Raw genomic sequence first — 23,839 nt, 5'->3', positions numbered from 1 at the left:
AGGTATACTGTCGAAAAGGGGTGTTCGTATGACTTTACGTGAAATCAGACGCATTCGACGGACTGCAGAAGATCGCTATCCGTTTAATCCGGATGTCATTCAAAATTTCGAATCACTTACATTGAAAGCTCCTGTTACGATTATTGCCGGTGACAATGGAAGTGGCAAAACAACACTTCTTGAAGGTATCGCGGCAGCTGCCGACAGCACTTTAATCAGTGGAGAGCATATGAATCTAGACCGCTCTCTTTCCCCGGCATTTGAACTCGCAGATGAATTGAAGCTTATTTGGTCTGTGAAAACTGGAAACGGATTCTTTTTCAGGGCTTCTGACTTTATCACGTATACACGAGGTATTGCCAACATTCGGGAAGAGGCACGACTGACAATGGAGGAAATACAACGGCGCGATCCGAATAGTCTTGAAGTGTTGCCTTACGCAAGAACATATTATGAACTTCGGGATTTATATGGAGAAGGACTTGAGAAGCGTTCACATGGGGAAAGTTTTCTTGACTTGTTTCAAGCTCGCTTTCGACCTGACGGCTTTTATATACTGGATGAGCCCGAAGCACCATTGTCCCCAAATCGGCAACTAACCCTACTGGCGATTCTCCACGATATGATTGCCGAAGGTGCTCGATTCCTTATCTCAACCCATTCGCCGATTCTAATGGCCTACCCCGGTGCAGATTTGTATGAGATTCAAGATGGAGAACTCATAAATGTATCGTTTGATGACATCAGGCATGTCAGTATGACGAAGGACTTCTTGAATGACCCTCAGAGATATTTACGGCATTTGTTTAAGTGACCGAATTGGATTATGCGCCTTTGATTAGTCTGTTGCGGATTGTTATGGGCAATCTATAAACTTTGAGGGGCATTTCAGACGCCATATATCCCTCCTTAAAGCAAAAAAGGTTACAATCCAGTGGACTGCAACCTTTTCCTAATCACTTTATTTCAATGCTTCTGTCAATACAGGTACAATTTGTTTCTTACGAGAGACGACGCCTTTCAATGTTGCTGTGTTGTCTACAAGTGTAACATTAAATGCAGCACTGGCACGGTCTGCTTCTTTACCAAGTGCTAGGACAATCGAATCGTTATTCAAAATATCCGTAACAACGAACAAGAATAGATCCAGCCCTTTTTCAGCGATGACGCGGTATAGAAGGTCTTCTAAATCCGCTTGCCGGTTCATGACTTCGTTAATATCGATTGCGTTCACTTGTGCGATTTCCACTTTCACATCATTGATTGCAAATTCTTTCGCGTCGAGCTTTACAAGATCTTCAAGCGTTTTATCACTTAAATCCGCACCAGCTTTTAACATAGCTAGTCCATATTCCTGCACATCTACGCCAGCGATGGCTATCATTTCTTCCGCCGCTGCCCGATCTTCGTCTGTAAACGTCGGTGATTTGAACAGAAGAGAATCTGAAATAATTGCTGAAAGCATTAGTCCAGCAATATTTTTCGGTATCTCAACACCGTTTTCCTTGTACAACTTATTCAAAATCGTTGCTGTACATCCGACTGGCTCAGCCCGGTAATAAAGAGGATCGTTTGTTTCAAAGTTAGCGATTCTGTGATGATCCACAACTTCGATTACTTGCACGTCATCGAGATCATCCACACTTTGCTGTTTTTCATTATGATCGACAAGGATGACTTGTGCCACTTCCGGAGCAGCCCTCTCAATAAGACGTGGTGCCTCGAAACCGAAATAGTCAAGTGCATATGCCGTCTCGTTCGTGATAACACCAAGTCTCACTGCTTCCACGTTCATCCCCAATTGTTGCTTCAGATACGCATAACTGATTGCCGAAGAGATTGAATCGGTATCAGGATTTTTATGTCCAAAAACAAAAACCTTTTCCATGTAAAATAGCCCCCTGCTTTTTATATTCTTTTTCATTTTATCATAAAGGACGATCAAACAGAATTGCTGCAAGTTCATCTTTATTAATAATGAAGTCGACGATCGTATAGTTATCTAAAACCGCCAAATAAGCATTCAGTGCCTCGTGTAAGGCACCTTTTAGCCGGCAAACCGGTGAAAGTATACAACTATTCAATCCAGGTTTGAAGCATTCGACAAGATGAAAATCGTCCTCTGTCTTTCGAACAAGTTCCCCAACGTTGATGTTTTCTGGTTTCACTTTCATCCGGATGCCACCGCCTCGTCCCCGGATTGTTTCGATTAATTCCATCTTTCCAAGTTCGTGTACAACTTTCGTCAAATGATTTTTCGAGATGCTATAGGTGTCTGAAATCTCCTGTATTGTCGATAACTCTCCAGGTTCTTTCGCTCCGAGGTAAATTAAAACGCGCAAAGAAAAATCTGTATACATCGTCAGACGCATCATTTCACCGCTCTTTCAAATCCTATTATAACGTTTGTGGCAATTGCGTGAAAGAAATGTGACTAACTTTCTAACACTCTTTAAAGGTGTATTAAATATATATCTTTAAACCTTTTTATGGTTTAAGGTTAAGTTAACAAATATGAAAGGTCGTGCTACCACATGCTATCACAAGAAACCATCAACATTATCAAATCGACTGTACCTGTATTGGAACAACACGGCAAAACAATTACAACTGTATTTTATAAAAATATGTTTAAGGCTCATCCCGAACTTCTGAATATCTTTAATCATGCCAATCAATCTCAAGGACGGCAACAAAATGCACTTGCAGGCCTAGTTTACGCGGCAGCCGCTAATATCGATAATCTTGAAGCAGTATTGCCAGCTGTTGTCCAAGTTGCACACAAACACAAATCCCTCAATATTACACCAGAACAATATCCAATCGTTGGCTACCATCTATTAGGCGCTATTAAAGAAGTGTTAGCAGATGCTGCAACTCCTGAAATTATCGCAGCTTGGGGAGAAGCGTACGAAGTTATCGCAGGTGTCTTCATCGGTATCGAAAAAGAGATGTACGCCAAAGCTGAACAAATGGACGGCGGATGGAAAACATTCAAGGACTTTGTAATTGCTGATAAAGTCGTCGAAAGTGATGTGATTACATCATTCTATTTAAAACCTGTCGACGGGCAAAAACTGCCTTCATACAAACCGGGTCAATATATTACTTTACGCGTTACCATCCCGGGTGAAGAGTATATACTGAATCGACAATACAGTTTGTCACAAGCGCCAACAGGCGATCATTACCGCATTTCGGTCAAACGGGAAGATGAAATTACACCAAACGGTAAAATGTCTGTTAACCTCCATTGTGAAATGAATGTTGGTGACACAGTTGAAGTCAGTGTTCCTGCGGGAGTTTTCCACTTGGATACCGAAAGCAAAAAACCAGTCACACTTATCAGTGGTGGTGTTGGTATCACTCCAATGATGAGCATGTTTGAAACTATTGCAAAAACAACACCAGAACGGCCAACTGCATTTCTGCATTCGGCACGTACCCGCAAACACCAAGCATTCGATGCGAAATTACGCACATTGAACGAATCCATGCCCGCTTCAACTTATGCTGTCCTGTATTCCGATGAAGGTGACGGTTTCATCAACCGTGACTTCCTGGCGGCAAACGTTATAGATGGCAGCGATATCTACGTGTGTGGACCGACAGTATTCATGCAGTCTGTCATTAATGATTTACATGCGATCGGGATTGCAGAAGAGCAAATTAACTTCGAATTCTTCGGTCCGGCAGAAGAGTTAGAACTTGTAAACGCATAAAAAAGACTGTCCAAAAAGATTTAGAATGAAAAAGCCGTCACCCTACTTGGATGACGGCTTTTCTTTGTTCAATTTTAGAAATATAAGCAATGGATGCCTGATTAAACATTTCTGGCTGGTCTATATTGCATACATGCCCTGAGCTTTTTATCTTGATGAATTCGAACCCTTCATTGCGTCGAACCACTTCCTCGATTGGCGGGATGAAGAGATAGTCCTCGTCACCCATCAGGAACAATGTCGGGATCGCAGTCGTTGAGACTTGCAATCGTGATAAATAGGGATTGACAAGTCTTGTCAAAGAAAGCCATTTGACAAACTCCTTCTGACACATCTTCTTTGCCTCGTTGACAAACAACAATCTCGATTCTTCATGTTTTTTAAGAGGCATGATAATATAAGCAAATAATCTATAGAGCATCATGTAAGGGATGAAACGTTTAGAGGTCCGGCCAATCAACAGTAACAGTTTTGTGCGGATATCCAGACGGATGATAGCTCCTCCAAGAATAAGCGATTTCACCCGCTCAGGATAATGATCCGCTAGCGTCTGGGCAACAATCGTACCGAGCGACATTCCGACCACATGCGTTTTTTCGACACTGATTTCATCTAATACATCAATAACTTCTTTTGAAATGTCTGTAAATGTATCGCCTTTTTTCCACTTCCCACGGTCTGACTGTCCGTGCCCCCGCAGATCCAGTAGAAGAACATTGTGTTTTTTTCTAAATTCCCGGATTTGCCTGTACCAGACGGAAGAGCTGCCGCCTGCACCGTGTATAAAGGTCACCCAAGGAGCTGTTGAACTTATTTCGAAAGTTCGATAGTGAAGCAAGCCTTTCACCCTTCCTCATTAACTAAGTCCATTAAACCATCTTACATGGAACTAACTCAACCTTCATAAGTGTTCATTCGCTTTATTCTCTGAAAGTGCGACTTCTTTTCGACACAAACTGCAGAAAGAAAAGCGCAAGGCGCCTGGAGGCTAGAAACAGCTCCTGGTTAAAAAACTTATACTTTCTTATCGTGGACAAAAGCGCAGGGCGCCTTGGTAGACCCGAAAAGCACTGGAGCCTAGACGTGAACGATCACTTTACTCAAGTTTCTATCAGTAAGAGATTTTATAATTTCCGAAACGGCAAAAAAACAGGGACGGTCATCGAAGCTGAGCTCCGTGAACGTCCCTGAGTGTATTTTGAAATAACGTTATTTCTCAACCTTTGCAGGAAGTTTGATCGATGCGAAAATCAGTGTGACAACTAGGAACAGACCGAGATAACCGATTGTTGGATAGAAGTAAGCTACAAGATCTGTAAAGCCAACAAAGCTCAATCCAAATCCGATCACGAGAGAAATCAAAATAAAAGTATTGAATTTTTTCGTGTCAGTTTGAACGAAACGTGCTCCGAACGAATAGAACATACCGACCGCAGTATTGAATATCATTCCGTATAGAACGAACGCCATAAATACGCCAAGTATTGGAGAAACGTCGTTGATAATTGCCAGCATTGGCATGGCAGTATCTCCAACCGTTTCAATTTTAGCAAAAACCGCCAAGTGACTTAGCAAGATAAGTATCCCTAGACCAAGTCCTCCCGCCAATCCACCCCACGCCGCTATTTTCTCATTCTTCTCTGTTCCGCCCATAACCAGAGTCATGGAGGCACCCACAGCAATGTTAAATGACACATAGTTGATTGACGAGATGAACCAGTTCGGCAATGTCGTTTTTATACCTTGAGCAATCGGATCGAGCACCGCGAATGAAGTATCCATGGTAGTTAAGCAATAAATAGATACAAGAACAACCGCAAGAATAAGGAAGGGTGTAATACTTCCAATTATGCCGACGACCTTATCAACATTAAGCATGACCGTCAACATGACAAGAACAATCATAAGAAGACTGCCGACAAATGATGGTAATCCGAACTGTTGGTTCAAGTTTGAACCAGCCCCTGCAATCATGACAACTCCAACGCCAAATAGCGTGAAAACTATTATGTAATCAACAATAATACCTAAGTAACGACCACTTATTTTATAGATGACTTCTTTATGTGAAGTGGTCTGCATTCGACTTCCAAGTCGAGTAAGCACCATTCCGAGATAAGCAAACAATGCTGTCGAAATAATTGCCCCCACGATGCCAAGAAGACCGAAACTTGTAAAGTATTGTAGAACTTCCTGTCCGGAAGCGAAACCTGCTCCTACGATTATACCGATGAAAGCGCTTCCCATTTTAAGTACTTTTTTCATGATGTCCCCCTATTAGTACACGGCACTAAAAATAAGCAACTCCATGAATCAGCTGCATTTTTAATATTAAGTGTTATAGTACTCTTCTAACTTATCACTCTTCCGATACATTTTCAACAATAATAAAAGCATAAACGCCTAGTTAAGGGCGGCAGATATATAACAGACCGACGGAGAGACGGAGAAGTGTTCGGGTTGGCATATACCGCACAAACCCTTTGGTATTGAAGTCTAGACGTAAAATCCTCTCCACAGTTTGCTATTTTATAGTCTCCTAATAATACAAAAAAGGCCGCTATCCGGCCTTTTTGTAATTTTTGCTATTATGATAATACTATTTACTTTTCAAGAAGCTTTAATGATTCACGATTAAACGCTGGTATGTCATCAGGTGTGCGGCTCGTCACGAGCTGATTTTGGCACACGACAACTTCTTTGTCCACATATTTCGCACCTGCATTTTCCATGTCGACTTTTATCGATTTATAACCCGTTGCATCTCTTCCTTCAAGAGTTTTGGCTGTGATTAAAAGCTGAGGCCCATGACAGATTGCAAATACCGGTTTTTTATCATCCATGAACGTCTTCGCAAATTTAACAAAGCGGTCGTCTGCACGTAACTGATCCGGGGAAAATCCTCCAGGGATAAATAATGCGTCAAAGTCTTCCGGTTTTACATCGTCGATGCCGAAATCCGTCTTAACTTTTGCATTACCTTGCTTTCCGGTCACTTCTGTACCTGCTGATTTTTCAATTGTTACTACTTCATGTCCAGCATCCTTGAATGCTTTTGCTGGCTCCGTGTACTCTGAGTCTTCAAATAGATTCGTGATTAAAGTTGCTATTTTAGCCAATTTAAATACACTCCTTTTTTGTTTGTACTCTTGTTCTATACCTCTATGGGCTACATTTAAACTTAAGGCCGGTACTTTGAGACATAAGGATTATCTTTTTCATAAAAACGCCATGGATAATGAACTGCTTCCCCGGAGTTTCCAATACCCACCCGGGGACCTGCCACAATTTCTTCCGGTGCAGCACCTGCCGCAATAAATAGCGGTTCATCTGTCCAATGATGGCCGTAATACTTCATAGTCACACCGAGGGCTTTCGATAATTTCCCTGGTCCATTTGTCCAATCAATCATTTTCAAATGATTGCCGCGATTCTCCTGCATCATTTCTAATCCAGCGACCGGTTCCCCCGCCCGGATAAGAATGGCATGGGGAGTTCCGATTGCTCCGCTTACAACATTCATAAGGGTATGTGTATGCATTTGATAGGTATAAACAAGTCCCGCGGTTCCAAACATGATTTCTGTCCGCTTCGTTCGACGATTATCAAAACTATGCGCCGCTCTGTCTTCAGGTCCATGGTACGCTTCTGTTTCAACAATACGAACCACAATATCTCCTTCCGGCTGTTTGTGCACAATATACTGTCCAAGCAGATTTCGGGCCAATTCGAGTACAGGCGCCTCAAAAAATGGTTTATCTATAGGTGTATACATCGCAATCGTCCTCCACTTCTTTATTAGTATTCCCTAGAATCACAAATCTAAATAACGTATACTCAAGAAAAGCATCAGGCGCCGTCCAGCTTCGACAGGCATAAGACGGTTTGTGGAGAGGGCGTTCTTCAGCCCTCGTAACAAAACGCCTTATGTCCCGAGGCGTTGGCGCCTGAAGCTGGACATCAAGAAAAATAGTCGATAGGATGAGATAAATATGGAAAAGCTGCAAAATGAAATACGTGAATTCACGAAAGCTCGAAATTGGGGCGGCAATCACGATGCTCGAAATCTCGCCATTTCAATCTCATTGGAGGCAAGTGAACTACTGGAACACTTCCAATGGAAATCGGGAGAGGAAGCAGTCGCTCATAATAGGCAGGAAATCGTAGACGAGGCGGCGGACGTGTTCATTTACCTACTGCAATTCGCTGATCTCCTCGGCATTGATTTGGAAGAAGCAGCACGTGCGAAGATGAAAAAGAACGCAGTGAAATATCCTGTATAAATTTATTTAAACCGTTCCCAATCTTACAGGAACGGTTTTTTGTTAAAAAGTCAAAGTATAAGGCTACCAAGGCGCTTGCGCTTTTCTTTTTGTCTAGCTACAGGCGCCAGCCGCTCGGGTCATAAGCAATCCGGCTATGTGGCAAAGAGCGCCACAAGCTGGATCGACTTATGCCTGTCGCGTCTAGCGGGCGCCTTGCGCTTTTCTTTATTCCTTAATTAATCCTTTTTCTACCAGAAAGTCCTTTGCAACATCTTCTGGCTTCTCTTTATCCAAATCGACGCGGGCATTCATTTTCAACATATCTTCTTCCGAAATTTTTCCTGCCAAGCTATTTAATACTTTTTCAAGATCTGGGAACTTTTTTAATGTTTCTTGACGGACGACTGGCGCCGCGTCATATTTCGGGAAGAACCCTAGATCATCTTCCGTTGTGGCAAGATCGAACATCTGAATACGGCTGTCTGTTGTGAATGCTGGAATAACGTCAACATCCCCATTTTTCACCGCTTCATACATCACATTCGGGTCTAAGCTTTTCGTTTCCTTAAATTTAAATGGATAAGAAATCACCATATCATCGTAGCCATCACCTTTACGTTCATAGAATGCATGCGGTGCTCCGAATACCATGTCTTCATCAGCGGAAATTCCCGCCAGATCGGAGTACGTTTTCGCATTGTATTCTTTATCCTTCGTAAAAGCCAGTGTATAGCCGTTTTCGAAACCAAGCGGTTGAAGCCATGTTACTTCAAATTTATCTTCGTATCCCTTTTTCACACGTTCCAACACGCTTTCAGAACTCTCTCCCGCTGTCGATTCTTCTTTCAGAACGTCTTTCAAACCCGTTCCTGTATATTCTACATAAAGATCGATGTCACCTTTTTCAAGCGCTGGCGTCATGATTGCCACTTCACCCAGCCCGTCTTTGTAAGTCACTTTATAATCTGTTTCCGCTTCAATGTATTGACCTAAAATATGCGGCAGTATGAATTGCTCTGTCCACGGCTTTCCACTGATAACAATTTCATCTTTACCGCCGCACGCTCCAAGAAGCAGTGCCGACGACAGTAAAATAATTCCTAACCCTTTTTTCATCTTTCTTCCCCCTATCAATGTTGTACGCCTTTTGGTGTTACCTTCTTCTCTACCCATTTCAGGATAAAGTCAAAAGCGATGGCGAGAAGTGCAACTGGTAGCGCCCCTGCAAGAACAAGCGCATTATTGTAGGACTGCAACCCCCTATAAATAACATCTCCGAGCCCCCCTGCTCCGACAAACGTTGCGAGGGTAGCAATACCGACCGTCAGCACCGTTGCCGTTCTAATCCCCGCCATGATGACAGGCAAGGCGATGGGGAGTTCAATTTTCTTCAAGATTTGATTCGGAGTCATCCCCATTCCGCGACCCGCCTCGACAATCGCTTCATCGACACCGGTAAGACCTGCATATGTATTTCGTACGATTGGCAACAACGCGTAAATAATAAGTGCAATAAGAGCGGTCTTTGAACCAATTCCAATTAAAGGAACTAGAAAACCGAATAACGCAAGACTTGGTATTGTTTGCAGAACTGCTGCTACTCCGATAATCGGCTCTGCAAAACGACGATGGCGGGCGATCAGCATTCCAGCTGGCAAAGCAATGAGAATCCCGATGGCAAGTGCTACAAAAGAAAGGAAAATGTGTTGGAGAAAAGCTTCTGTAATCATGTCTGAGCGGCTAGTCACCGTTTCGATAAAGTTCTTCATGATTTCACCCATTTCCCATTTTCCATGGAGGCTTGTAAGAGAGAATGATGCCCTATATAACCAATTACGACCCCATTTTCAACTACAGCAAGACGGCTGGCAGGATGAGCGTCCAAGATCGTAATTGCTTCCTCCACTGTCAGTGCCGAAGTAACTTCCCTAATTTCGCCTGTCCATGTTTCATCAAAAAAACTAGTAAATTCTTTGATAGGCCTTTGACCAAAATTCCGCTGTCTATCAATTCGTTCCTGTCCAATAAATTCACGAACAAAATCATTTGCCTGATTCTCAATCAATTCATCGGGTGAAGATATCTGCTCTATTTGCCCCTCCCGCATCACGATAATTACATCTGCAATATCGAGTGCTTCATCCATATCATGTGTTACAAATACAATTGTCTTTTGGATTTTCTTCTGCAACTTTTTTAATTCTTTCTGCAGCTGCTCACGGCTGATGGGATCCAGCGCCGAAAAGGGCTCGTCCATTAAAATAATATTCGGGTCACTCGCAAGTGCCCGGCTAACGCCGACCCGCTGCTGTTGCCCGCCAGATAGTTCAAAAGGATAGCGCTTCTTAAATATACCCGGATCGAGATCCACCATATCGAGCAGTTCATCGACACGACCAGTAATTTTTCCTTTATCCCACTTGAGTAATTCCGGAACAAGTGCAATATTATCTTCAATCGTCATATGAGGAATGAGACCAATGCGCTGAATGACATAGCCGATTGAACGACGTAGCTCCACTTCATCCCGTTCGGAAATTGGCAGCTCATCGATATAGACAGCGCCTTCTGACGGCGCTTCTAGCCGATTAATCATTCGCATAAGCGTCGTCTTTCCACAGCCGGATGGACCGATAATAGCCGTCAGCTTATGTGTAGGGATTGTCACAGAAACACCTTTCAACGCCTCTGTACCGTCCGCAAAACGTTTTGTTACATTATCAAAGCGTATCATGGAATTCCTCCTATTGAAGTTCTTTGCGGCGAAGACACTAACCATCTTTCAACTTCATCCGATGTCTTCAGCAGTACGACATCCGCTTTAGTTTTCTGCAAAATGTTTAATACACCCGGCCGCGCGTCTTTCGGATAGCGCCAAATCCAGCGGGCAAATTTCATATCAATCTTTTCTGGACACCCCTTCACCATATCTGGACGCGTCTATCCCCAGTAGCTCCATGCTCTTTTCATGACTCGCGATAGGCAAAGCCAGTTTGGGAAGTCAAGGAAGATGATTAAATCCGCATATTGTGGTCTCATTTCAAGTGTGGAATCGAAATTTCCATCGATGATCCATTCATGCTGCGCTACCACATCTTTCAACATCTCCCGGAACTCCGGTTTCGATGTAGGCACCCACCCTTCATTCCAAAATAGGGCATCGAGATGATGCAAGGGCAATCCCCACCTCAGAGCAAGCTTGCGGGACAAAGTCGATTTCCCGGCGCCGCTGCAACCAATAATCAGTACTTTTCGATGTTGAATCGTTTTCATTAATTCCTCTCTCCCAATACACGGCCAATCTCCAGCCAATCCGCATCCAGTGAGGGTCTATGCGAGGGCCTGTAAAAAATAGACGCGGGATGAAATGTTGGTACGATTGTATACAATTCTTTCGTCCAGTTGAATGTCGTATCATCCAGTTCGTTCAAATACTGAATCGGTCGCTTTAACAGCTTTCCATGGAGTTCTGTCACTTTGGCTTCTTTGCCGAGCAGCCGTTGCAACCCGACGTTGCCGAGCGTGACGATCAGTTTCGGTTCAATGTTCGCCAGCTCATAATCGAGCACGGGCGCATGTGCCAAAATTTCTTTCATTGTTGGCGGCCGATTATATTTCCGTTCCGTTTTCGTTCCGTCACGGTTATTTTTCGTTCCCCATCTATAGGGCCTGCTGCGGACTGCACTTGTAATATAAACGTCCTCACGTGTTAAACCGATTGTGGCGAGTGACTTCATCAATTCCTTACCGGCACGTCCAATGAATGGAATGCCATCAACCAATTCGAACTCACCCGGTGCTTCTCCTATTAGCATCAGTTTCGGCTTTTTCGGGCCTTCCCCGTAAATGAATCCCTCCACAGGAAAGCCTTCTACCCGCTCTTTTCCAAGAGTCGCAATCGATTCAGGTATACGGAACATCAAAGCACCCCTTTCTGGTCTTTTCATTCTAACAAAAAAAGCCTTTCCATCAAAAGGAAAGACTCTAAACTTTAAAGCTATTGGCGTGTTGTGTTATGTAGTTTGTGATTTACGCTGTTTAGTTTGGGCCATATGTTGTTAACTATTCAAGGTAAATAAAGGTTCTATAGAATTCTTTATTGTGCTCCAGTTATATATGGACCCAATGCCTCGTCCACACTATTCGCGAAATTTTTCCCCGCACCCCAATCAAAGCGCATGAACATTCCTTCTGAACCGCCGGATGCAACTGCATGGACTTTCGTTTGTCCAGCTAAATTATCGATTGTCACAGTAAGCGACGCTCGGTTGCTAGACCTCATATAATACTTTTCAAACACCGCTACATGGATCTCATGTTCACCAAGCCGCCTTACATACTGATCGACAAGCGTTCCACTGATGCTCCCTCTCACAACGTATGTTTCAATAGCATTCATTGCAACTACTGGTGATAGTCTCACAGTAAATTCACGTACTGACATTTTACCATCTCCCTTTATCCTTATCTTAATTTACGGATGAACAGGGGCAGAAGTTTCATTCATATGTTGAACATTGAATTCACTAGGGATGCTTTTGCTCAGTAAATATAGGTATTCATTTGTTCAACATATCCTATAAAGTCAAAAAACCTGCCCTCATCGCCTAGGGCAGGTCCATCATTCATTCCAATTCTAGTTGTTTTGTTTCTGTCCCTAAAAAAATGACGGCTAATACTCCGATAATAATTGCTCCGCAAAAGATGCCGAAGACTGTACTGAATCCGTATCCTGCTGCAAGAAGCGAACCAACGAGCAACGGTCCAAAAATACCTCCAATGCGACCAACCGCGGCTGCCATTCCGGAACCTGTTGCACGGATTGCAGTTGGATATTGTTCTGGGGAGTATGCATATAATGCTCCCCATGCCCCCAAGTTAAAGAAAGATAATAATGCTCCTGAAATAAGAAGCAGCGTTAGTGTTTCCGCATTTCCAAAAAACAATGCACTGGCCGCAGTTCCAAGAAGATACGTTGCAAGAACAAACTTCCGTCCTGCCCTCTCTATTAACCAAGCAGCAGTAAAGTAGCCAGGCAATTGCGCTAGCGTCATGATCAAAACGTATTTAAAACTATGGATTAAATCGAAGCCTTTCATCACCATGACACTAGGTAACCAAAGAAACATACCGTAATAGGAGAACACAACCGTAAACCAGACGATCCAAAGCATGAGCGTCCGCTTTGCGTACTTCTTCGACCAGATTGTTTTGATTTTATCCCCCATTGACTGTTTGGGCTGTCCATCCGCTTTAAATTTCGGCGAATCTGGCAATCTACGCCGAAGGTAAATGGCGTAAAATGCAGGGAGGGCTGTGATGATTAGCGCTAGTCTCCAACCATAGTCCGGGATGATAAAGTAAGCAATTAAGGCAGCAATCAACCAACCCGCTGCCCAGAAACTTTCAAGAAGAACGACGATGCGCCCCCGTTCATGTGCCTCTACGCTTTCAGATACCAAGGTTGACGCGACTGGCAATTCACCGCCAAGTCCTGCTCCGACAAAAAAGCGAAGGATCAGAAATGCCGTAAGTGTCATCGTCAACGCCGACAATCCGCTCGCGACCGAGAATAGAACAAGCGTCATCATAAAGACATTTTTTCTGCCGACGCGGTCCGCCAGCAATCCAAAACCAAACGCACCAACAGCCATCCCGATTGAGTTGACACTGCCTATCCAGCCCATCTGGGACGGTGTTAAATGCCATTCTACTGTAAGTGCCGCAATAACGAACGACAGAATTCCCACATCCATTGCATCGAACATCCAGCCTGTTCCTGCGAGTGCTAATAATTTATTTCGAGAAATTCCCTGTTTCTTTTTCACAATTTTTCTGCCCCTTGTAATGTAATGTATAACTAGGTGTCTTTACACCTGTAATTATACCCCATACACTAAGGTAGCACAAAGGTTTTTTAAGCTACAAGCACTAGACTGACTGCCATAACTGCCATTCCAGCCATCATACCGTAAACAGATAGATGGGCTTCTCCGTATTCACGTGCTGCCGGCAATAGTTCATCGATTGAAATGAATACCATAATGCCTGCAACTGCGGCAAAAATCACGCCAAACATAATGCCATTCAAATAGGGCATCAAAATTAGGTAAGCCACAATCGCGCCAACTGGTTCTGCCAACCCAGAAAGAAATGATAACTTGAATGCCTGCTTTCGATTACCCGTCGCAAAATAGATAGGTACAGCGACAGCAATACCTTCTGGAATGTTATGAATCGCCACCGCGATGGCAATAGCAATTCCAAGCGTAGGATCTTGCAATGCCGAAGTGAATGTTGCAATACCCTCTGGAAAATTGTGAATGGCAATAGCAAGAGCCGTGAACATTCCCATTTTTTTCAGTTTCGCGTATTCATCATTCGTCGGACCTGCATTTACATCCTCTACACTCTTTACGTCATGCGGATTCCCAATCGCAGGAATCAGACGGTCAATAAGTGCAATCAGCAGCATTCCGCCGAAAAAACCAGCAATTGTTGCCCAATAGCCATTTGTTAGGCCAAGCTCCAGTACCAGTTCATCTTTCGCTTTTACAAATATTTCTACAAGTGACACGTAAATCATTACGCCCGCTGAAAAACCGAGAGCTATTGAAAGAAACTTGGTATTCGTCCTTTTCGTAAAAAAAGCAAGTAAGCTTCCTATCCCTGTCGCAAGTCCTGCAAACAGAGTAAGAGCGAATGCAAACAGTATATCTCCATCCATACATACATCTTCTTTCTATTTCAAAGTTAAAATTATTGTATGCTACAAGTTTCCCTACTGCAACATATGATAAGAAAAAACTATTATGATCGCTGTAGATGATTTAGTCTATCAACAACATTGCTTCATCATCCAGAAGGGCATAATCACCCATTTTATTATTTATAAATATAAGACCAGTTCCCGACATGTAATTCTGTTCCTGCATGCACGTATCCAATTATGATAGTTCCTTTTTCGCCCGTTCGGACAACTGTCTTAACTACGTTTACAGAATCTTTATTTTGTAAGGTTGTTTTATTGGCAGCAGTGATTTCTCCGCCACGAAAAAGTCTTGCACCTTTATATTGTGACCCGCTGTAACAGAGCTATAATAAAGCCCCTTCGATGTCACTTCAATGTTGCCATTACTATATAGCACGCTATTGATAGCATAGGGTACGGAAAGTAATAATTTTGGTGTTTCTCTCTCACAATACAATAACTGATTTCAATTACCCCATACCTTTCCCCCTTTCAATTCGGATTTCCGTTTCACTCTAGCACATTCATATTACCACATTTTTCTCCATTTTCTATCAGTATACCCACTGTCTCAGGAACCAAAGCTCTAAGCGCTAAGCGATAAATCCCGGATGTGAAATTTATAATTTCCTATAAAGTAAAAAAGAGCGGATTCACTTTTCAGTGAACCCACTCTTTTACTAGTTTTACAATACCGCTTCGACTTCTTCAACCATTTCTTTTACAGATTGAAGTCCGCCGCCAGACAGGTACCAATAGTCTGGATCTAAGTAAATGATTTTACCGTCTTTATAAGCGTTTGTTTTCTTCACAAGGTCATTTTCAATTGAATCTTTTGCACTTGCATCGCCGCCTACAGCAGCGTCACGGTCTATGACAAAGAGAATGTCTGGGTTTGTTTCAAGGATATATTCGAATGTGATGCTTTGACCATGCGTCGACACTTCAAGTTTTTCATCAGCTGCTTTAAAGCCAAATACGTCATGAATAATACCAAAACGTGAATTCAGTCCATAAGCACTTACTTTTCCTTCGTTTCCAAGAATGATCAATGATTTTGCATCACTCTTGCTTGATTTTTCATTAATCGCTGCAATTCTTTCGTCAATGTCCGCAAGTTCTGCTTTCATTTCATCTTCCTTACCAAAGAGTTCAGCAACCATTTCCATGTTGTTTTTGAATGACTCCATGTAGTTAGTTGAATCTACGCCTACAAAGACTGTTGGAGCAATTTCACTTAGTTCATCGTACATCGCAGATTGACGTCCTGAGATGAAGATAACATCTGGTTTCATTGCATGAATTGCTTCAAAATCAGGTTCTTTAAGACCGCCAACGTTTACATATTTCGAATCTTCATATTTCGACAAGTATGAAGGAATATTCTTTTGTGGAACACCTGCTACTTCGATACCAAGCTCATCTAGCGTGTCGAGCATACCAAAATCGAATACGACAACTTTTTCAGGGTTTTTCGCAACTGTAGTCTCGCCAAGTTCCTGCTTAATTACCATTGGTTCTGCTGATTCGGTTTCTTCAACTTTTGGCTCTGATTTGTCACCAGTTGTTGTATCGTCTTTTGCATCCTCGTCTTTCGATCCACAAGCTACAAGTACAGCCATTAATGCGAACATCATTACTGTCATTAGTATTTTCTTCATCATTACCATCCTTTTAGTTGTATTGTAAGTGTAAACATCGAGCGCTTTACGCTCTCCCGATTATGAATTGAAGTAGACACATATTCGGCAATTAGCCATTTGTTTAATTGGGATATCCATATCATAGATATCTTTTAACGAATCGGAAGTAATAATTTCATTGGTCGGGCCATCTTTGACAACACGACCTTCTTTTAATGCAACAATCCGGTCTGAATAGACGGATGCAAAGTTAATGTCATGCAGAACGATGACAACTGTTTTGCCAAGATCATCAACGAGTCTTCTCAATATTTTCATGATTTGAACGGAATGCTTCATATCTAGACTATTGAGTGGTTCGTCCAGCAAAATATAATCCGTGTCCTGTGCGATAACCATCGCAATAAATGCACGCTGGCGCTGTCCACCCGATAGTTCATCCAGATAATCATTTTGCATATCCATTAAACCCATATAATCCATTGCCTGCTCGACAAGCCGTAAATCTTCTGCAGTCAGTCTTCCTCGGGAATGCGGGAAGCGGCCAAATGACACAAGTTCACGGATTGTCAGACGGACGTTCATGAAGTTCGATTGTTTCAATATGGAAACCCTTTTTGAAAACTCATTTGACTTCATTCGTTTCACATTGTCGTTATCGACGAGCACTTCACCCGTATCTGCATCCAGCAGACGGCTTACCATTGACAGGAGCGTCGATTTACCCGCACCATTTGGACCGATGAAAGATGTGATCTTACCACGGTGAATATTCACGTTCACCTTTTCAACGACCGCTTTTTTACCATAAAACTTCGACAGTTCACGGACTTGGATCATGTAGATCGACTCTCCTTTAATAGTAAGTAGATGAAGTAGACGCCGCCAATGAAGTTAATAATGACGCTGAGTGTAGTCGAAAACGTAAAGACACGCTCGACGACCCATTGTCCACCAACAAGGGCGATAATACTCATAATAGACGCGCCAGCAATTAGAACGCTGTGCTTATAAGTTTTGAAAAACTGATAGGATAAATTTGCAACGATCAATCCGAAAAACGTGATTGGCCCCACTAATGCAGTCGAGACGGCAATCAAAACCGCTGATAGAACCAGCATTGTCTTGACGACTTTATCATAAGAAACGCCTAGGTTAATGGCAGTATCTCTGCCAAGCGATAGCACGTCAAGATCGTTGAAATATTTCCAGCCGACGATGAAACTGACGGCGACGATACCAAGTGCCCACCAGACGAGTTCTCCACTGACGTTGTTGAAGCTTGCAAACATCTTATCTTGTACCATCATGAATTCATTGGGATCAATGAGCACTTGCAGAAACGTCGAAATGCTTCCAAAAAATGTTCCAACAATGATTCCAACAAGCAACAAAAAGTAAATTGGCTGTTTGCCTCCTCGGAATAAAAAGCGGTAGAGGAGAAGCGCGAATATAACCATTGCTGAGACAGATAATATGAAATTCACATGTTTATTAACGATAGCCATATGCCCTGAACCGAGGAAAAAAATAATGGCGGTCTGCAACAATAAGTATAATGAGTCCAGCCCCATAATGCTCGGTGTCAAAATGCGGTTATGTGTGATTGTTTGGAAGATGACAGTTGAATATGCGATTGCTACTCCTGTAATGACCATCGCCAATACTTTGATGGCCCTGCGCGGTAACGCATAGTCGAAACTTCCATTTAATCCTTGGAAAAGATACAAAGCACAGAAGACGGCGGCCAAAGCAGAGAAAATGATAAGTTTCGTTGAGTTACGCATAGGCCTTCCTCCTAAACAATAAGTAGAGGAAGATTCCACTGCCGATAACGCCTACCATCAAACTGATTGAAATCTCATAAGGATAGATAAGTACTCTGCCTAAAATATCACAGATAAGCAGGAATATCGCACCGAGCAGTGCCGTATGTGGCAATGTCTTCTGTAAATGATCCCCTTTAAAAATGGAAACGATATTCGGAATGATCAATCCAAGGAAAGGTATCATTCCGACCGTCAAGACGACGGTGGTTGTTATAAGCGCAACAAGGATAAGCCCGATATTGACGATCCGCCTATAAGCAAGCCCGAGATTTTTCGAAAAATCCTCACCCATCCCCGCAACCGTAAACCGGTTTGCGTACAAATAAGTGATAATCAGCACGGGAATGCTTATGTATAGAAGTTCATAACGTCCTTTCATTATCATCGAAAAATCACCTTGTAGCCATGCCGACATATTTTGGATGACGTTCGCTTTATAAGCGAAGAACGTCGTAATTGAAGACAAAATATTACCGAACATAAGCCCGACGAGTGGGATGAAGATCGCATCCTTGAATTTTATGCGGTCAAGGATTTGCATAAACAGTAGCGTGCCGGCAAGCGCGAATACAAATGCGACAATCATCTTTTCAATCGTGGATGCGTTTGTGAAAAACAGCATTGAGACAAGAATCCCAAGCCGTGTAGCATCCAAAGTTCCTGCTGTCGTCGGTGAAACGAATTTGTTTCGGCTCAGCTGTTGCATAATAAGACCTGCAATACTCATTCCGGCTCCTGCAAGGAGAATGGCGACGAGTCGTGGCAGACGGCTGATTAGGAAAATTTCGGTTTCTTCCGATTTAAAATCTAGCAGACCCATTGGCGTAATATGGCTCACTCCAACAAATAGCGATAGGAATGAAAGACTGATGAGTGCGATGATCAAGTAACGTATCTTCATGGGTATCCCCGATATCGATTATTTACAACCAATTGAGAATCCATTAATGAAAACAATTATCAATTAGCTGCAAATTCAATTATAGCATGCTAGAAATAGCTGTCAATGAATAACTGAAAATCATTATCAGTGAGAATACAAGAAAAAGTGGAGCACCCTTGACGACCTGCTTTTCTTATAATGGGTCGTGGTGATTTATGATCGGTCCGGTGGTTGATATGATTGGTTGTCTTAGGTTTATGATCGGTCTGGCGGCTGATATGATTGGTCGTCCCAGTTTTATGATCAGTCTGGCAGTTGTTATGATTGGTCGTCCCAGTTTTATGATCGGTCGGTCTGAGTTTATAATTGGTCTAGCAATTATTATGATAGATTTCCTTTTTTTCGTGTTGCAACAATAAAAAAGACGCCGGATTGGATACCCGGCGCCCATTGTTTCACTGTCCCATCGATTCATTGATATCGTCAGCGTTATCTAGTATTTCTTGTGGAACTTTAATTTTGTCGATTTCGTTAATTTTACTGATGTCCGCCTTTACTTTCTGATTGATATGCATTTCTTCTCCTTCTACTTTCATTGTCATGTCCATCTTCATATTGAACGCATTTGTGTAGAAAGTCTTTTTGTCGATGAAGATTTCATAGTCAAGTGACTTCACTTCCATGTTTTCCATCACTTCCGCCTGTTCTTCATTCATTTCCATACCCGCAGGCATGTTTTCAGTAGCAACTTTTTTGAACAACTGACTGAATTTATCGCCTGCTGCGGATAATGTAAGGATGTAAGCATCATCTGTTTGCTCGAACTTGAAGTCATCTGCAAAATCTTTGAACATGTTCATGTCGAGTGTCGGATCCGCTCCCCCGGCCAGTTGGTCACTCATTTCCTCGTACATTTCATTCGGCAGCTTAATCCATTCGCCAGACTCCGATTCATTCAGGAAGAAGCCTGCATCTGTCATATAGATTTCCATGTCCATCTTCCCTTGCTCACCCATGTCCATATTCATCTTCTGATACATTGAAAGTGGTTCCATCACCATATCCATGTCCATTTTTATCTTACTATTCATTTCAAACTCTTGGCTTGGCACTTTAATCAGCTGATCGATATCCATTTTTGCATGCATGCTCTTTTGCTCTTCCGAAACTGCCATCGCCTTCTCATAAACTTCCTGCGCTGTCATTTTGCTCTTATTCTGGACTTCTACCTTCTTGCCCGTGTCAGGATCTGTTTTCGGCTCCGCAGTCGTACCGCATGCACCAAGTCCAAGGACAAGTATTCCAGTTGCAATACCCTTCATCCAATTCTTCATTACATTCGCTTCCTTCCAGTTGCTAATTTTATCTACATTTACTCTTACGACTCAAAACGGAAAGGGTTCCATGTTTTAAAGTAATTGAATAATAATACTTAAGTTTCAATTTGTATCTATTGACCTATATGTCTATTATTTCGGTTTCTGAAATTAATCATCGTCTTCTGTCTCTTTTTCCGCTATACTAGCAATTATCAGACTAAAGGGGATTAAAATGATATGCTAAAAAAATTCTTTTCATATTACAAACCGCATAGGCGACTGTTCATCATTGACTTTTCAAGTGCTATTTTCGTAGCGTTACTCGACCTTGCATTTCCGGTCGCGGTCCAATGGTTCATTGATGATTTGCTGCCTAAAGGAAATTGGGGACAGATCACGACGATAAGTATTTTATTATTGGTCATTTATTTACTGAGTACGTTCCTTCAATATATCGTCAGCTACCTTGGTCACAAGCTTGGCATCAATATCGAAACCGATATGCGCCAGCAGCTGTTCAACCATGTACAGCGGCAATCATTCCGATTTTTCGACAACACGAAGACCGGGCATATTATGAGCCGAATCACCAATGACCTGTTCGACATCGGGGAACTCGCTCATCACGGACCGGAGGATATCTTCATCGCAATTATGACGGTCATCGGTGCTTTCGCTATTATGTATAGCATCAATCCGGAACTCGCTTTGATCGCCATTATTATGGTTCCTTTTCTCATTATCCTTGTCACATTCTGTAACATCAAAATGAATGCGGCGTGGCAAAACATGTACGGTAAAATTGCTGACGTCAATGCACGCGTAGAAGATTCCGTGTCAGGTTCACGCGTCGTCAAATCGTTTACAAACGAAGACTTCGAAATTGCACGTTTCCGTATAGATAACGGGAATTTCAGAATAGCCAAGCTCGTCGCCTACAAAGTGATGGCCTGGACCCATTCGAGCATGTACATGATGACCCGGCTTGTCACACTTATCGTGCTCGTTGTCGGAGCCTGGTTCACCCTCAACGACAAACTGTCGAGCGGTGAACTAGTCGCCTTCGTTCTTTTTGTCAATGTACTCATCAAACCTGTCGATAAAATCAGTGCGTTATTGGAGCTGTATCCAAAAGGAATGGCAGGATTCCGGAGGTTCCGTGAATTGATCGAACAAGAGCCAGAAATTATAGACCGCTCTGATGCGGTGGCCGTTACACATTTGAACGGCGATATCGTCTTCGAAGACGTCCATTTCCACTATGACGGCAACAAAGCGATACTAAAAGGGATTGATTTGAACATACGCGCGGGTGAAACGGTCGCATTCGTCGGCCCATCCGGCGCCGGGAAAACAACGATTTGCTCGCTCATTCCACGTTTTTACGATATTAATGAAGGAGCAATATCCATCGACAGCATCGATATCCGCAATATGACGCAACACTCCTTGCGTTCGCAAATCGGTATTGTACAGCAAGACGTATTTTTATTTACCGGAACCATTAAGGAAAATATTGGATATGGTAAATTAGATGCAGGAGATGATGAAATTATTGCAGCAGCGAAAAAAGCGCATCTTGAAGACTTCATCGCTTCACTTCCTTACGGCTACGAAACGCAGATTGGAGAACGCGGTTTGAAACTATCGGGCGGTCAGAAACAACGACTTGCTATCGCCCGTATGTTCTTGAAAAACCCGCCGATACTTATTCTGGATGAAGCGACTTCTGCTCTCGATACAGAGACGGAACGAATCATTCAACAATCACTTTCTGAACTTGCTGCTAACCGTACGACACTTGTCATCGCGCACCGACTTGCAACAATCCGTGATGCTGACCGCGTTATTGTGGTAACAGAAAAGGGAATTGCGGAAGACGGAACGTACGATGAGCTTGTGAAGAAAGGCGGGATTTTTGCCCAGCTGCATAATAATCAATTCAAAGAGGTTTAACCCTTCAATAAGCGGGCATACTAGAATTATCCCACCCCCTTTCTCTTAGATAGAGAAAACAGCACTCCATGACTTCCCTGGTCATGGAGTGCTGTTTTTTGTGTTTTTAATGGCTTACGATATACTCTTCAAGTTTCGCTCGCTCCGAAATGTCCATTTCTACCGTCAAAAGCGTCCCTTCTTCTTCATACTCTGTATTCTTCACATTTGCTTTGCCATTCAAATAGGACACGATATCACCGCGGTCAAATGGGATAAGCAGCTTACATGTGACATATTGTTCAAAAATCTTTTTCTTAATCAATTCAATCAGCTCATCAAGACCTTTTCCTTCTCTTGCAGAGATCCAAACACTGTCATCACTCACTGTAGGGTACGGGACATCTGCCAGATCCGCTTTATTGTAAATATTGAGAGTTGTTACATTCTCTACGCCGACAGCTTGCAAAGTTTCATTCGTCACTTCCATCATATAGCCGTGTTCAGAATTCGACACATCCACTACGTGCAACAGGAGATCTGCATCGCGCGCTTCCTCCAAGGTTGAACGGAATGCCTTTACAAGATGGTGGGGTAACTTCGAAACAAAACCGACTGTATCTGTTAAAATGAATTCTTTATTATCCTCTAGCTTCACTTTTCGAATAGATGTGTCGAGTGTCGCAAACAACATATCTTCCTCATATACTTGCTTCGCATTGTCCACGTCCATTTTCAACAGCAATTTATTCATAAGGGTGGACTTTCCTGCATTCGTATAGCCGACAATCGAGACAACAGGGGTACCACTTTTCTTTCGTTGTTTCCGCTGTGTGTCACGCTGATCTTTCACATGGTCAAGATCCCGGCGAAGTTTCGCAATCTGATCTTCGATTTTCCTGCGATCGAGCTCAAGTTTCGTTTCACCGGCCCCTTTGTTTTGTAGACCGCCCCCTGTTCCACCGCCCTGTCTGCCAAGAGATGCACGCAAGCCAACCAACCTTGGAAGCATGTATTGTAATTGGGCAAGTTCAACTTGCATTCGGGACTCGCTTGTTCTTGCGCGTCGTACAAAAATATCAAGAATCAGCATTGTTCGATCTATCACTTTACAATTCAGTTCTCGCTCAAGGTTGCGAATTTGAGAAGGTGAAAGTTCATCATTAAAAATGACCAGATTGGCGTCTAATTCCTCATAGAAATTTATAATTTCTTCAATTTTCCCTTTGCCGACGTAAGTTGAGGGATTGCGCTTTTCCATATTTTGCGTCACTTCTCCAATGACCTCGACACCGATAGCCTTTGCCAGGTTACTCAATTCTTCCATTGCATATTCAAAATGTTGATCCTTTTGCTCATGGACCCCGACAAGTACCGCACGCTCAATTAATAACTCCATAGAACTACCCCTTCCGGACAAGCTATAAGTATATTTAGTCTACCATAAGTGGCGAAACCTTATGGACATGGACGAGTTGTACGACCAACTGTG

26 protein-coding genes are annotated in these 23,839 nt (G+C 42.8%); 5 read left to right on the top strand and 21 right to left on the bottom strand.

Annotated elements, in window-relative coordinates:
• Positions 1-28: 28 nt before the first annotated feature.
• On the top strand, positions 29-814 hold the full coding sequence (locus MKZ11_RS06655; protein ID WP_340793211.1) for an AAA family ATPase: 786 nt from the start codon (positions 29-31) through the stop codon (positions 812-814).
• Between the two features lie 147 nt (positions 815-961).
• Here the strand turns inward: MKZ11_RS06655 and MKZ11_RS06650 are convergent, their stop codons facing one another.
• Positions 962-1,888 carry a manganese-dependent inorganic pyrophosphatase gene (locus tag MKZ11_RS06650; RefSeq protein WP_340793210.1) on the bottom strand — a complete coding sequence of 309 codons (927 nt, stop codon included), beginning with the start codon at positions 1,886-1,888 and terminating at the stop codon, positions 962-964.
• A 40-nt stretch (positions 1,889-1,928) separates the two neighbouring features.
• A complete protein-coding gene (locus tag MKZ11_RS06645) occupies positions 1,929-2,372 on the bottom strand; it encodes an Rrf2 family transcriptional regulator (RefSeq protein WP_340796937.1) in 444 nt (147 codons plus the stop codon).
• A 162-nt stretch (positions 2,373-2,534) separates the two neighbouring features.
• Here MKZ11_RS06645 and hmpA point away from each other — a divergent pair, with 162 nt between their 5' ends.
• Positions 2,535-3,722, top strand: coding sequence for an NO-inducible flavohemoprotein (gene hmpA / locus MKZ11_RS06640; RefSeq protein ID WP_340793209.1), 1,188 nt, complete (start codon positions 2,535-2,537; stop codon positions 3,720-3,722).
• Between the two features lie 37 nt (positions 3,723-3,759).
• Here the strand turns inward: hmpA and MKZ11_RS06635 are convergent, their stop codons facing one another.
• The 4 genes from MKZ11_RS06635 to MKZ11_RS06620 all read right to left on the bottom strand — a co-directional run bounded on the left by MKZ11_RS06635 (position 3,760) and on the right by MKZ11_RS06620 (position 7,497).
• A complete protein-coding gene (locus MKZ11_RS06635) occupies positions 3,760-4,560 on the bottom strand; it encodes an alpha/beta fold hydrolase (protein WP_340793207.1) in 801 nt (266 codons plus the stop codon).
• 371 nt (positions 4,561-4,931) lie between these two features.
• Positions 4,932-5,987 (bottom strand): YkvI family membrane protein, encoded by a 1,056-nt coding sequence (locus tag MKZ11_RS06630; RefSeq protein ID WP_340793206.1) that lies wholly within the window; start codon positions 5,985-5,987, stop codon positions 4,932-4,934.
• Positions 5,988-6,325: 338 nt separating this feature from the next.
• Complete coding sequence (locus MKZ11_RS06625; protein ID WP_340793205.1) at positions 6,326-6,841, bottom strand: type 1 glutamine amidotransferase domain-containing protein; 516 nt, start codon at positions 6,839-6,841, stop codon at positions 6,326-6,328.
• Positions 6,842-6,903: 62 nt separating this feature from the next.
• The gene (locus MKZ11_RS06620) at positions 6,904-7,497 is read right to left on the bottom strand and encodes a DNA-3-methyladenine glycosylase (RefSeq protein WP_340793203.1); all 594 of its coding nucleotides are present in this window, start codon (positions 7,495-7,497) and stop codon (positions 6,904-6,906) included.
• Positions 7,498-7,714: 217 nt separating this feature from the next.
• Here MKZ11_RS06620 and MKZ11_RS06615 point away from each other — a divergent pair, with 217 nt between their 5' ends.
• Entirely contained in the window at positions 7,715-8,005 is a 291-nt protein-coding gene (locus MKZ11_RS06615; protein ID WP_340793202.1) for a nucleotide pyrophosphohydrolase, read from the top strand.
• Between the two features lie 207 nt (positions 8,006-8,212).
• On the opposite strand, the gene MKZ11_RS06610 is transcribed toward MKZ11_RS06615, so the two are convergent.
• From MKZ11_RS06610 to MKZ11_RS06550, 13 genes are all read right to left on the bottom strand, one after another.
• Complete coding sequence (locus MKZ11_RS06610; RefSeq protein ID WP_340793201.1) at positions 8,213-9,103, bottom strand: glycine betaine ABC transporter substrate-binding protein; 891 nt, start codon at positions 9,101-9,103, stop codon at positions 8,213-8,215.
• A 14-nt stretch (positions 9,104-9,117) separates the two neighbouring features.
• The gene (locus MKZ11_RS06605; RefSeq protein WP_340793200.1) at positions 9,118-9,756 is read right to left on the bottom strand and encodes an ABC transporter permease; all 639 of its coding nucleotides are present in this window, start codon (positions 9,754-9,756) and stop codon (positions 9,118-9,120) included.
• Positions 9,753-10,721 (bottom strand): ABC transporter ATP-binding protein, encoded by a 969-nt coding sequence (locus MKZ11_RS06600; protein ID WP_340793199.1) that lies wholly within the window; start codon positions 10,719-10,721, stop codon positions 9,753-9,755. The genes MKZ11_RS06605 and MKZ11_RS06600 overlap by 4 nt, the downstream gene beginning before the upstream one ends.
• Entirely contained in the window at positions 10,718-10,915 is a 198-nt protein-coding gene (locus tag MKZ11_RS06595) for a hypothetical protein (RefSeq protein ID WP_340793198.1), read from the bottom strand. The genes MKZ11_RS06600 and MKZ11_RS06595 overlap by 4 nt, the downstream gene beginning before the upstream one ends.
• A 12-nt stretch (positions 10,916-10,927) precedes the next feature.
• Positions 10,928-11,260 carry a hypothetical protein gene (locus MKZ11_RS06590; protein ID WP_340793197.1) on the bottom strand — a complete coding sequence of 111 codons (333 nt, stop codon included), beginning with the start codon at positions 11,258-11,260 and terminating at the stop codon, positions 10,928-10,930.
• Positions 11,260-11,907 carry a uracil-DNA glycosylase gene (locus MKZ11_RS06585; RefSeq protein ID WP_340793196.1) on the bottom strand — a complete coding sequence of 216 codons (648 nt, stop codon included), beginning with the start codon at positions 11,905-11,907 and terminating at the stop codon, positions 11,260-11,262. The genes MKZ11_RS06590 and MKZ11_RS06585 overlap by 1 nt, the downstream gene beginning before the upstream one ends.
• Positions 11,908-12,083: 176 nt before the next feature.
• Positions 12,084-12,431: a DUF6054 family protein gene (locus MKZ11_RS06580; RefSeq protein ID WP_340793195.1), complete on the bottom strand. Its 348-nt coding sequence runs from the start codon at positions 12,429-12,431 to the stop codon at positions 12,084-12,086.
• Between the two features lie 181 nt (positions 12,432-12,612).
• Complete coding sequence (locus tag MKZ11_RS06575) at positions 12,613-13,755, bottom strand: MFS transporter (RefSeq protein WP_340796936.1); 1,143 nt, start codon at positions 13,753-13,755, stop codon at positions 12,613-12,615.
• Positions 13,756-13,904: 149 nt separating this feature from the next.
• Positions 13,905-14,714, bottom strand: coding sequence for a zinc transporter ZupT (gene zupT / locus MKZ11_RS06570; RefSeq protein WP_340793194.1), 810 nt, complete (start codon positions 14,712-14,714; stop codon positions 13,905-13,907).
• A gap of 710 nt (positions 14,715-15,424) precedes the next feature.
• Positions 15,425-16,399: a siderophore ABC transporter substrate-binding protein gene (locus MKZ11_RS06565; protein WP_340793193.1), complete on the bottom strand. Its 975-nt coding sequence runs from the start codon at positions 16,397-16,399 to the stop codon at positions 15,425-15,427.
• A 60-nt stretch (positions 16,400-16,459) separates the two neighbouring features.
• Entirely contained in the window at positions 16,460-17,221 is a 762-nt protein-coding gene (locus tag MKZ11_RS06560) for an iron ABC transporter ATP-binding protein (protein ID WP_340793192.1), read from the bottom strand.
• Complete coding sequence (locus MKZ11_RS06555; RefSeq protein ID WP_340793191.1) at positions 17,218-18,168, bottom strand: iron chelate uptake ABC transporter family permease subunit; 951 nt, start codon at positions 18,166-18,168, stop codon at positions 17,218-17,220. Before MKZ11_RS06555 ends, MKZ11_RS06560 begins: the two co-directional genes overlap by 4 nt.
• Positions 18,161-19,111, bottom strand: coding sequence for an ABC transporter permease (locus MKZ11_RS06550; protein WP_340793190.1), 951 nt, complete (start codon positions 19,109-19,111; stop codon positions 18,161-18,163). The genes MKZ11_RS06555 and MKZ11_RS06550 overlap by 8 nt, the downstream gene beginning before the upstream one ends.
• Positions 19,112-19,308: 197 nt before the next feature.
• Here MKZ11_RS06550 and MKZ11_RS06545 point away from each other — a divergent pair, with 197 nt between their 5' ends.
• Positions 19,309-19,512, top strand: a complete 204-nt coding sequence (locus MKZ11_RS06545) for a hypothetical protein (protein WP_340793189.1) — start codon at positions 19,309-19,311, stop codon at positions 19,510-19,512.
• Between the two features lie 36 nt (positions 19,513-19,548).
• Here the strand turns inward: MKZ11_RS06545 and MKZ11_RS06540 are convergent, their stop codons facing one another.
• Positions 19,549-20,427, bottom strand: a complete 879-nt coding sequence (locus tag MKZ11_RS06540; RefSeq protein ID WP_340793188.1) for a DUF6612 family protein — start codon at positions 20,425-20,427, stop codon at positions 19,549-19,551.
• Positions 20,428-20,649: 222 nt separating this feature from the next.
• Between MKZ11_RS06540 and MKZ11_RS06535 the strand changes: the two genes are divergently transcribed.
• Positions 20,650-22,368, top strand: a complete 1,719-nt coding sequence (locus tag MKZ11_RS06535) for an ABC transporter ATP-binding protein (protein ID WP_340793187.1) — start codon at positions 20,650-20,652, stop codon at positions 22,366-22,368.
• 106 nt (positions 22,369-22,474) lie between these two features.
• Here MKZ11_RS06535 and hflX read toward each other — a convergent pair whose 3' ends face one another.
• Positions 22,475-23,746: a GTPase HflX gene (hflX, locus tag MKZ11_RS06530; RefSeq protein WP_340793186.1), complete on the bottom strand. Its 1,272-nt coding sequence runs from the start codon at positions 23,744-23,746 to the stop codon at positions 22,475-22,477.
• Positions 23,747-23,839: the final 93 nt, after the last annotated feature.

Source organism: Sporosarcina sp. FSL K6-1508 (genome assembly GCF_038007465.1).
Taxonomy (GTDB): Bacteria; Bacillota; Bacilli; order Bacillales_A; family Planococcaceae; genus Sporosarcina; species Sporosarcina psychrophila_B.
The sequence above is the reverse complement of the archived record's forward strand: the minus strand, read 5'-3'. Positions and strand labels throughout refer to the sequence as shown.

Bases quoted from the DNA above. Each gene is read 5' to 3' on its own strand.
- MKZ11_RS06655 (WP_340793211.1), top strand. From the start codon at position 29: ATGACTTTACGTGAAATCAGACGCATTCGACGGACTGCAGAAGATCGC.
- MKZ11_RS06650 (WP_340793210.1), bottom strand. From the start codon at position 1,888: ATGGAAAAGGTTTTTGTTTTTGGACATAAAAATCCTGATACCGATTCA.
- MKZ11_RS06645 (WP_340796937.1), bottom strand. From the start codon at position 2,372: ATGCGTCTGACGATGTATACAGATTTTTCTTTGCGCGTTTTAATTTAC.
- hmpA (WP_340793209.1), top strand. From the start codon at position 2,535: ATGCTATCACAAGAAACCATCAACATTATCAAATCGACTGTACCTGTA.
- MKZ11_RS06630 (WP_340793206.1), bottom strand. From the start codon at position 5,987: ATGAAAAAAGTACTTAAAATGGGAAGCGCTTTCATCGGTATAATCGTA.
- MKZ11_RS06620 (WP_340793203.1), bottom strand. From the start codon at position 7,497: ATGTATACACCTATAGATAAACCATTTTTTGAGGCGCCTGTACTCGAA.
- MKZ11_RS06615 (WP_340793202.1), top strand. From the start codon at position 7,715: ATGGAAAAGCTGCAAAATGAAATACGTGAATTCACGAAAGCTCGAAAT.
- MKZ11_RS06610 (WP_340793201.1), bottom strand. From the start codon at position 9,103: ATGAAAAAAGGGTTAGGAATTATTTTACTGTCGTCGGCACTGCTTCTT.
- MKZ11_RS06605 (WP_340793200.1), bottom strand. From the start codon at position 9,756: ATGAAGAACTTTATCGAAACGGTGACTAGCCGCTCAGACATGATTACA.
- MKZ11_RS06600 (WP_340793199.1), bottom strand. From the start codon at position 10,721: ATGATACGCTTTGATAATGTAACAAAACGTTTTGCGGACGGTACAGAG.
- MKZ11_RS06595 (WP_340793198.1), bottom strand. From the start codon at position 10,915: ATGGTGAAGGGGTGTCCAGAAAAGATTGATATGAAATTTGCCCGCTGG.
- MKZ11_RS06590 (WP_340793197.1), bottom strand. From the start codon at position 11,260: ATGAAAACGATTCAACATCGAAAAGTACTGATTATTGGTTGCAGCGGC.
- MKZ11_RS06585 (WP_340793196.1), bottom strand. From the start codon at position 11,907: ATGTTCCGTATACCTGAATCGATTGCGACTCTTGGAAAAGAGCGGGTA.
- MKZ11_RS06580 (WP_340793195.1), bottom strand. From the start codon at position 12,431: ATGTCAGTACGTGAATTTACTGTGAGACTATCACCAGTAGTTGCAATG.
- MKZ11_RS06575 (WP_340796936.1), bottom strand. From the start codon at position 13,755: ATGTTCGATGCAATGGATGTGGGAATTCTGTCGTTCGTTATTGCGGCA.
- zupT (WP_340793194.1), bottom strand. From the start codon at position 14,714: ATGGATGGAGATATACTGTTTGCATTCGCTCTTACTCTGTTTGCAGGA.
- MKZ11_RS06565 (WP_340793193.1), bottom strand. From the start codon at position 16,399: ATGAAGAAAATACTAATGACAGTAATGATGTTCGCATTAATGGCTGTA.
- MKZ11_RS06560 (WP_340793192.1), bottom strand. From the start codon at position 17,221: ATGATCCAAGTCCGTGAACTGTCGAAGTTTTATGGTAAAAAAGCGGTC.
- MKZ11_RS06555 (WP_340793191.1), bottom strand. From the start codon at position 18,168: ATGCGTAACTCAACGAAACTTATCATTTTCTCTGCTTTGGCCGCCGTC.
- MKZ11_RS06550 (WP_340793190.1), bottom strand. From the start codon at position 19,111: ATGAAGATACGTTACTTGATCATCGCACTCATCAGTCTTTCATTCCTA.
- MKZ11_RS06545 (WP_340793189.1), top strand. From the start codon at position 19,309: ATGATCGGTCCGGTGGTTGATATGATTGGTTGTCTTAGGTTTATGATC.
- MKZ11_RS06540 (WP_340793188.1), bottom strand. From the start codon at position 20,427: ATGAAGAATTGGATGAAGGGTATTGCAACTGGAATACTTGTCCTTGGA.
- MKZ11_RS06535 (WP_340793187.1), top strand. From the start codon at position 20,650: ATGCTAAAAAAATTCTTTTCATATTACAAACCGCATAGGCGACTGTTC.
- hflX (WP_340793186.1), bottom strand. From the start codon at position 23,746: ATGGAGTTATTAATTGAGCGTGCGGTACTTGTCGGGGTCCATGAGCAA.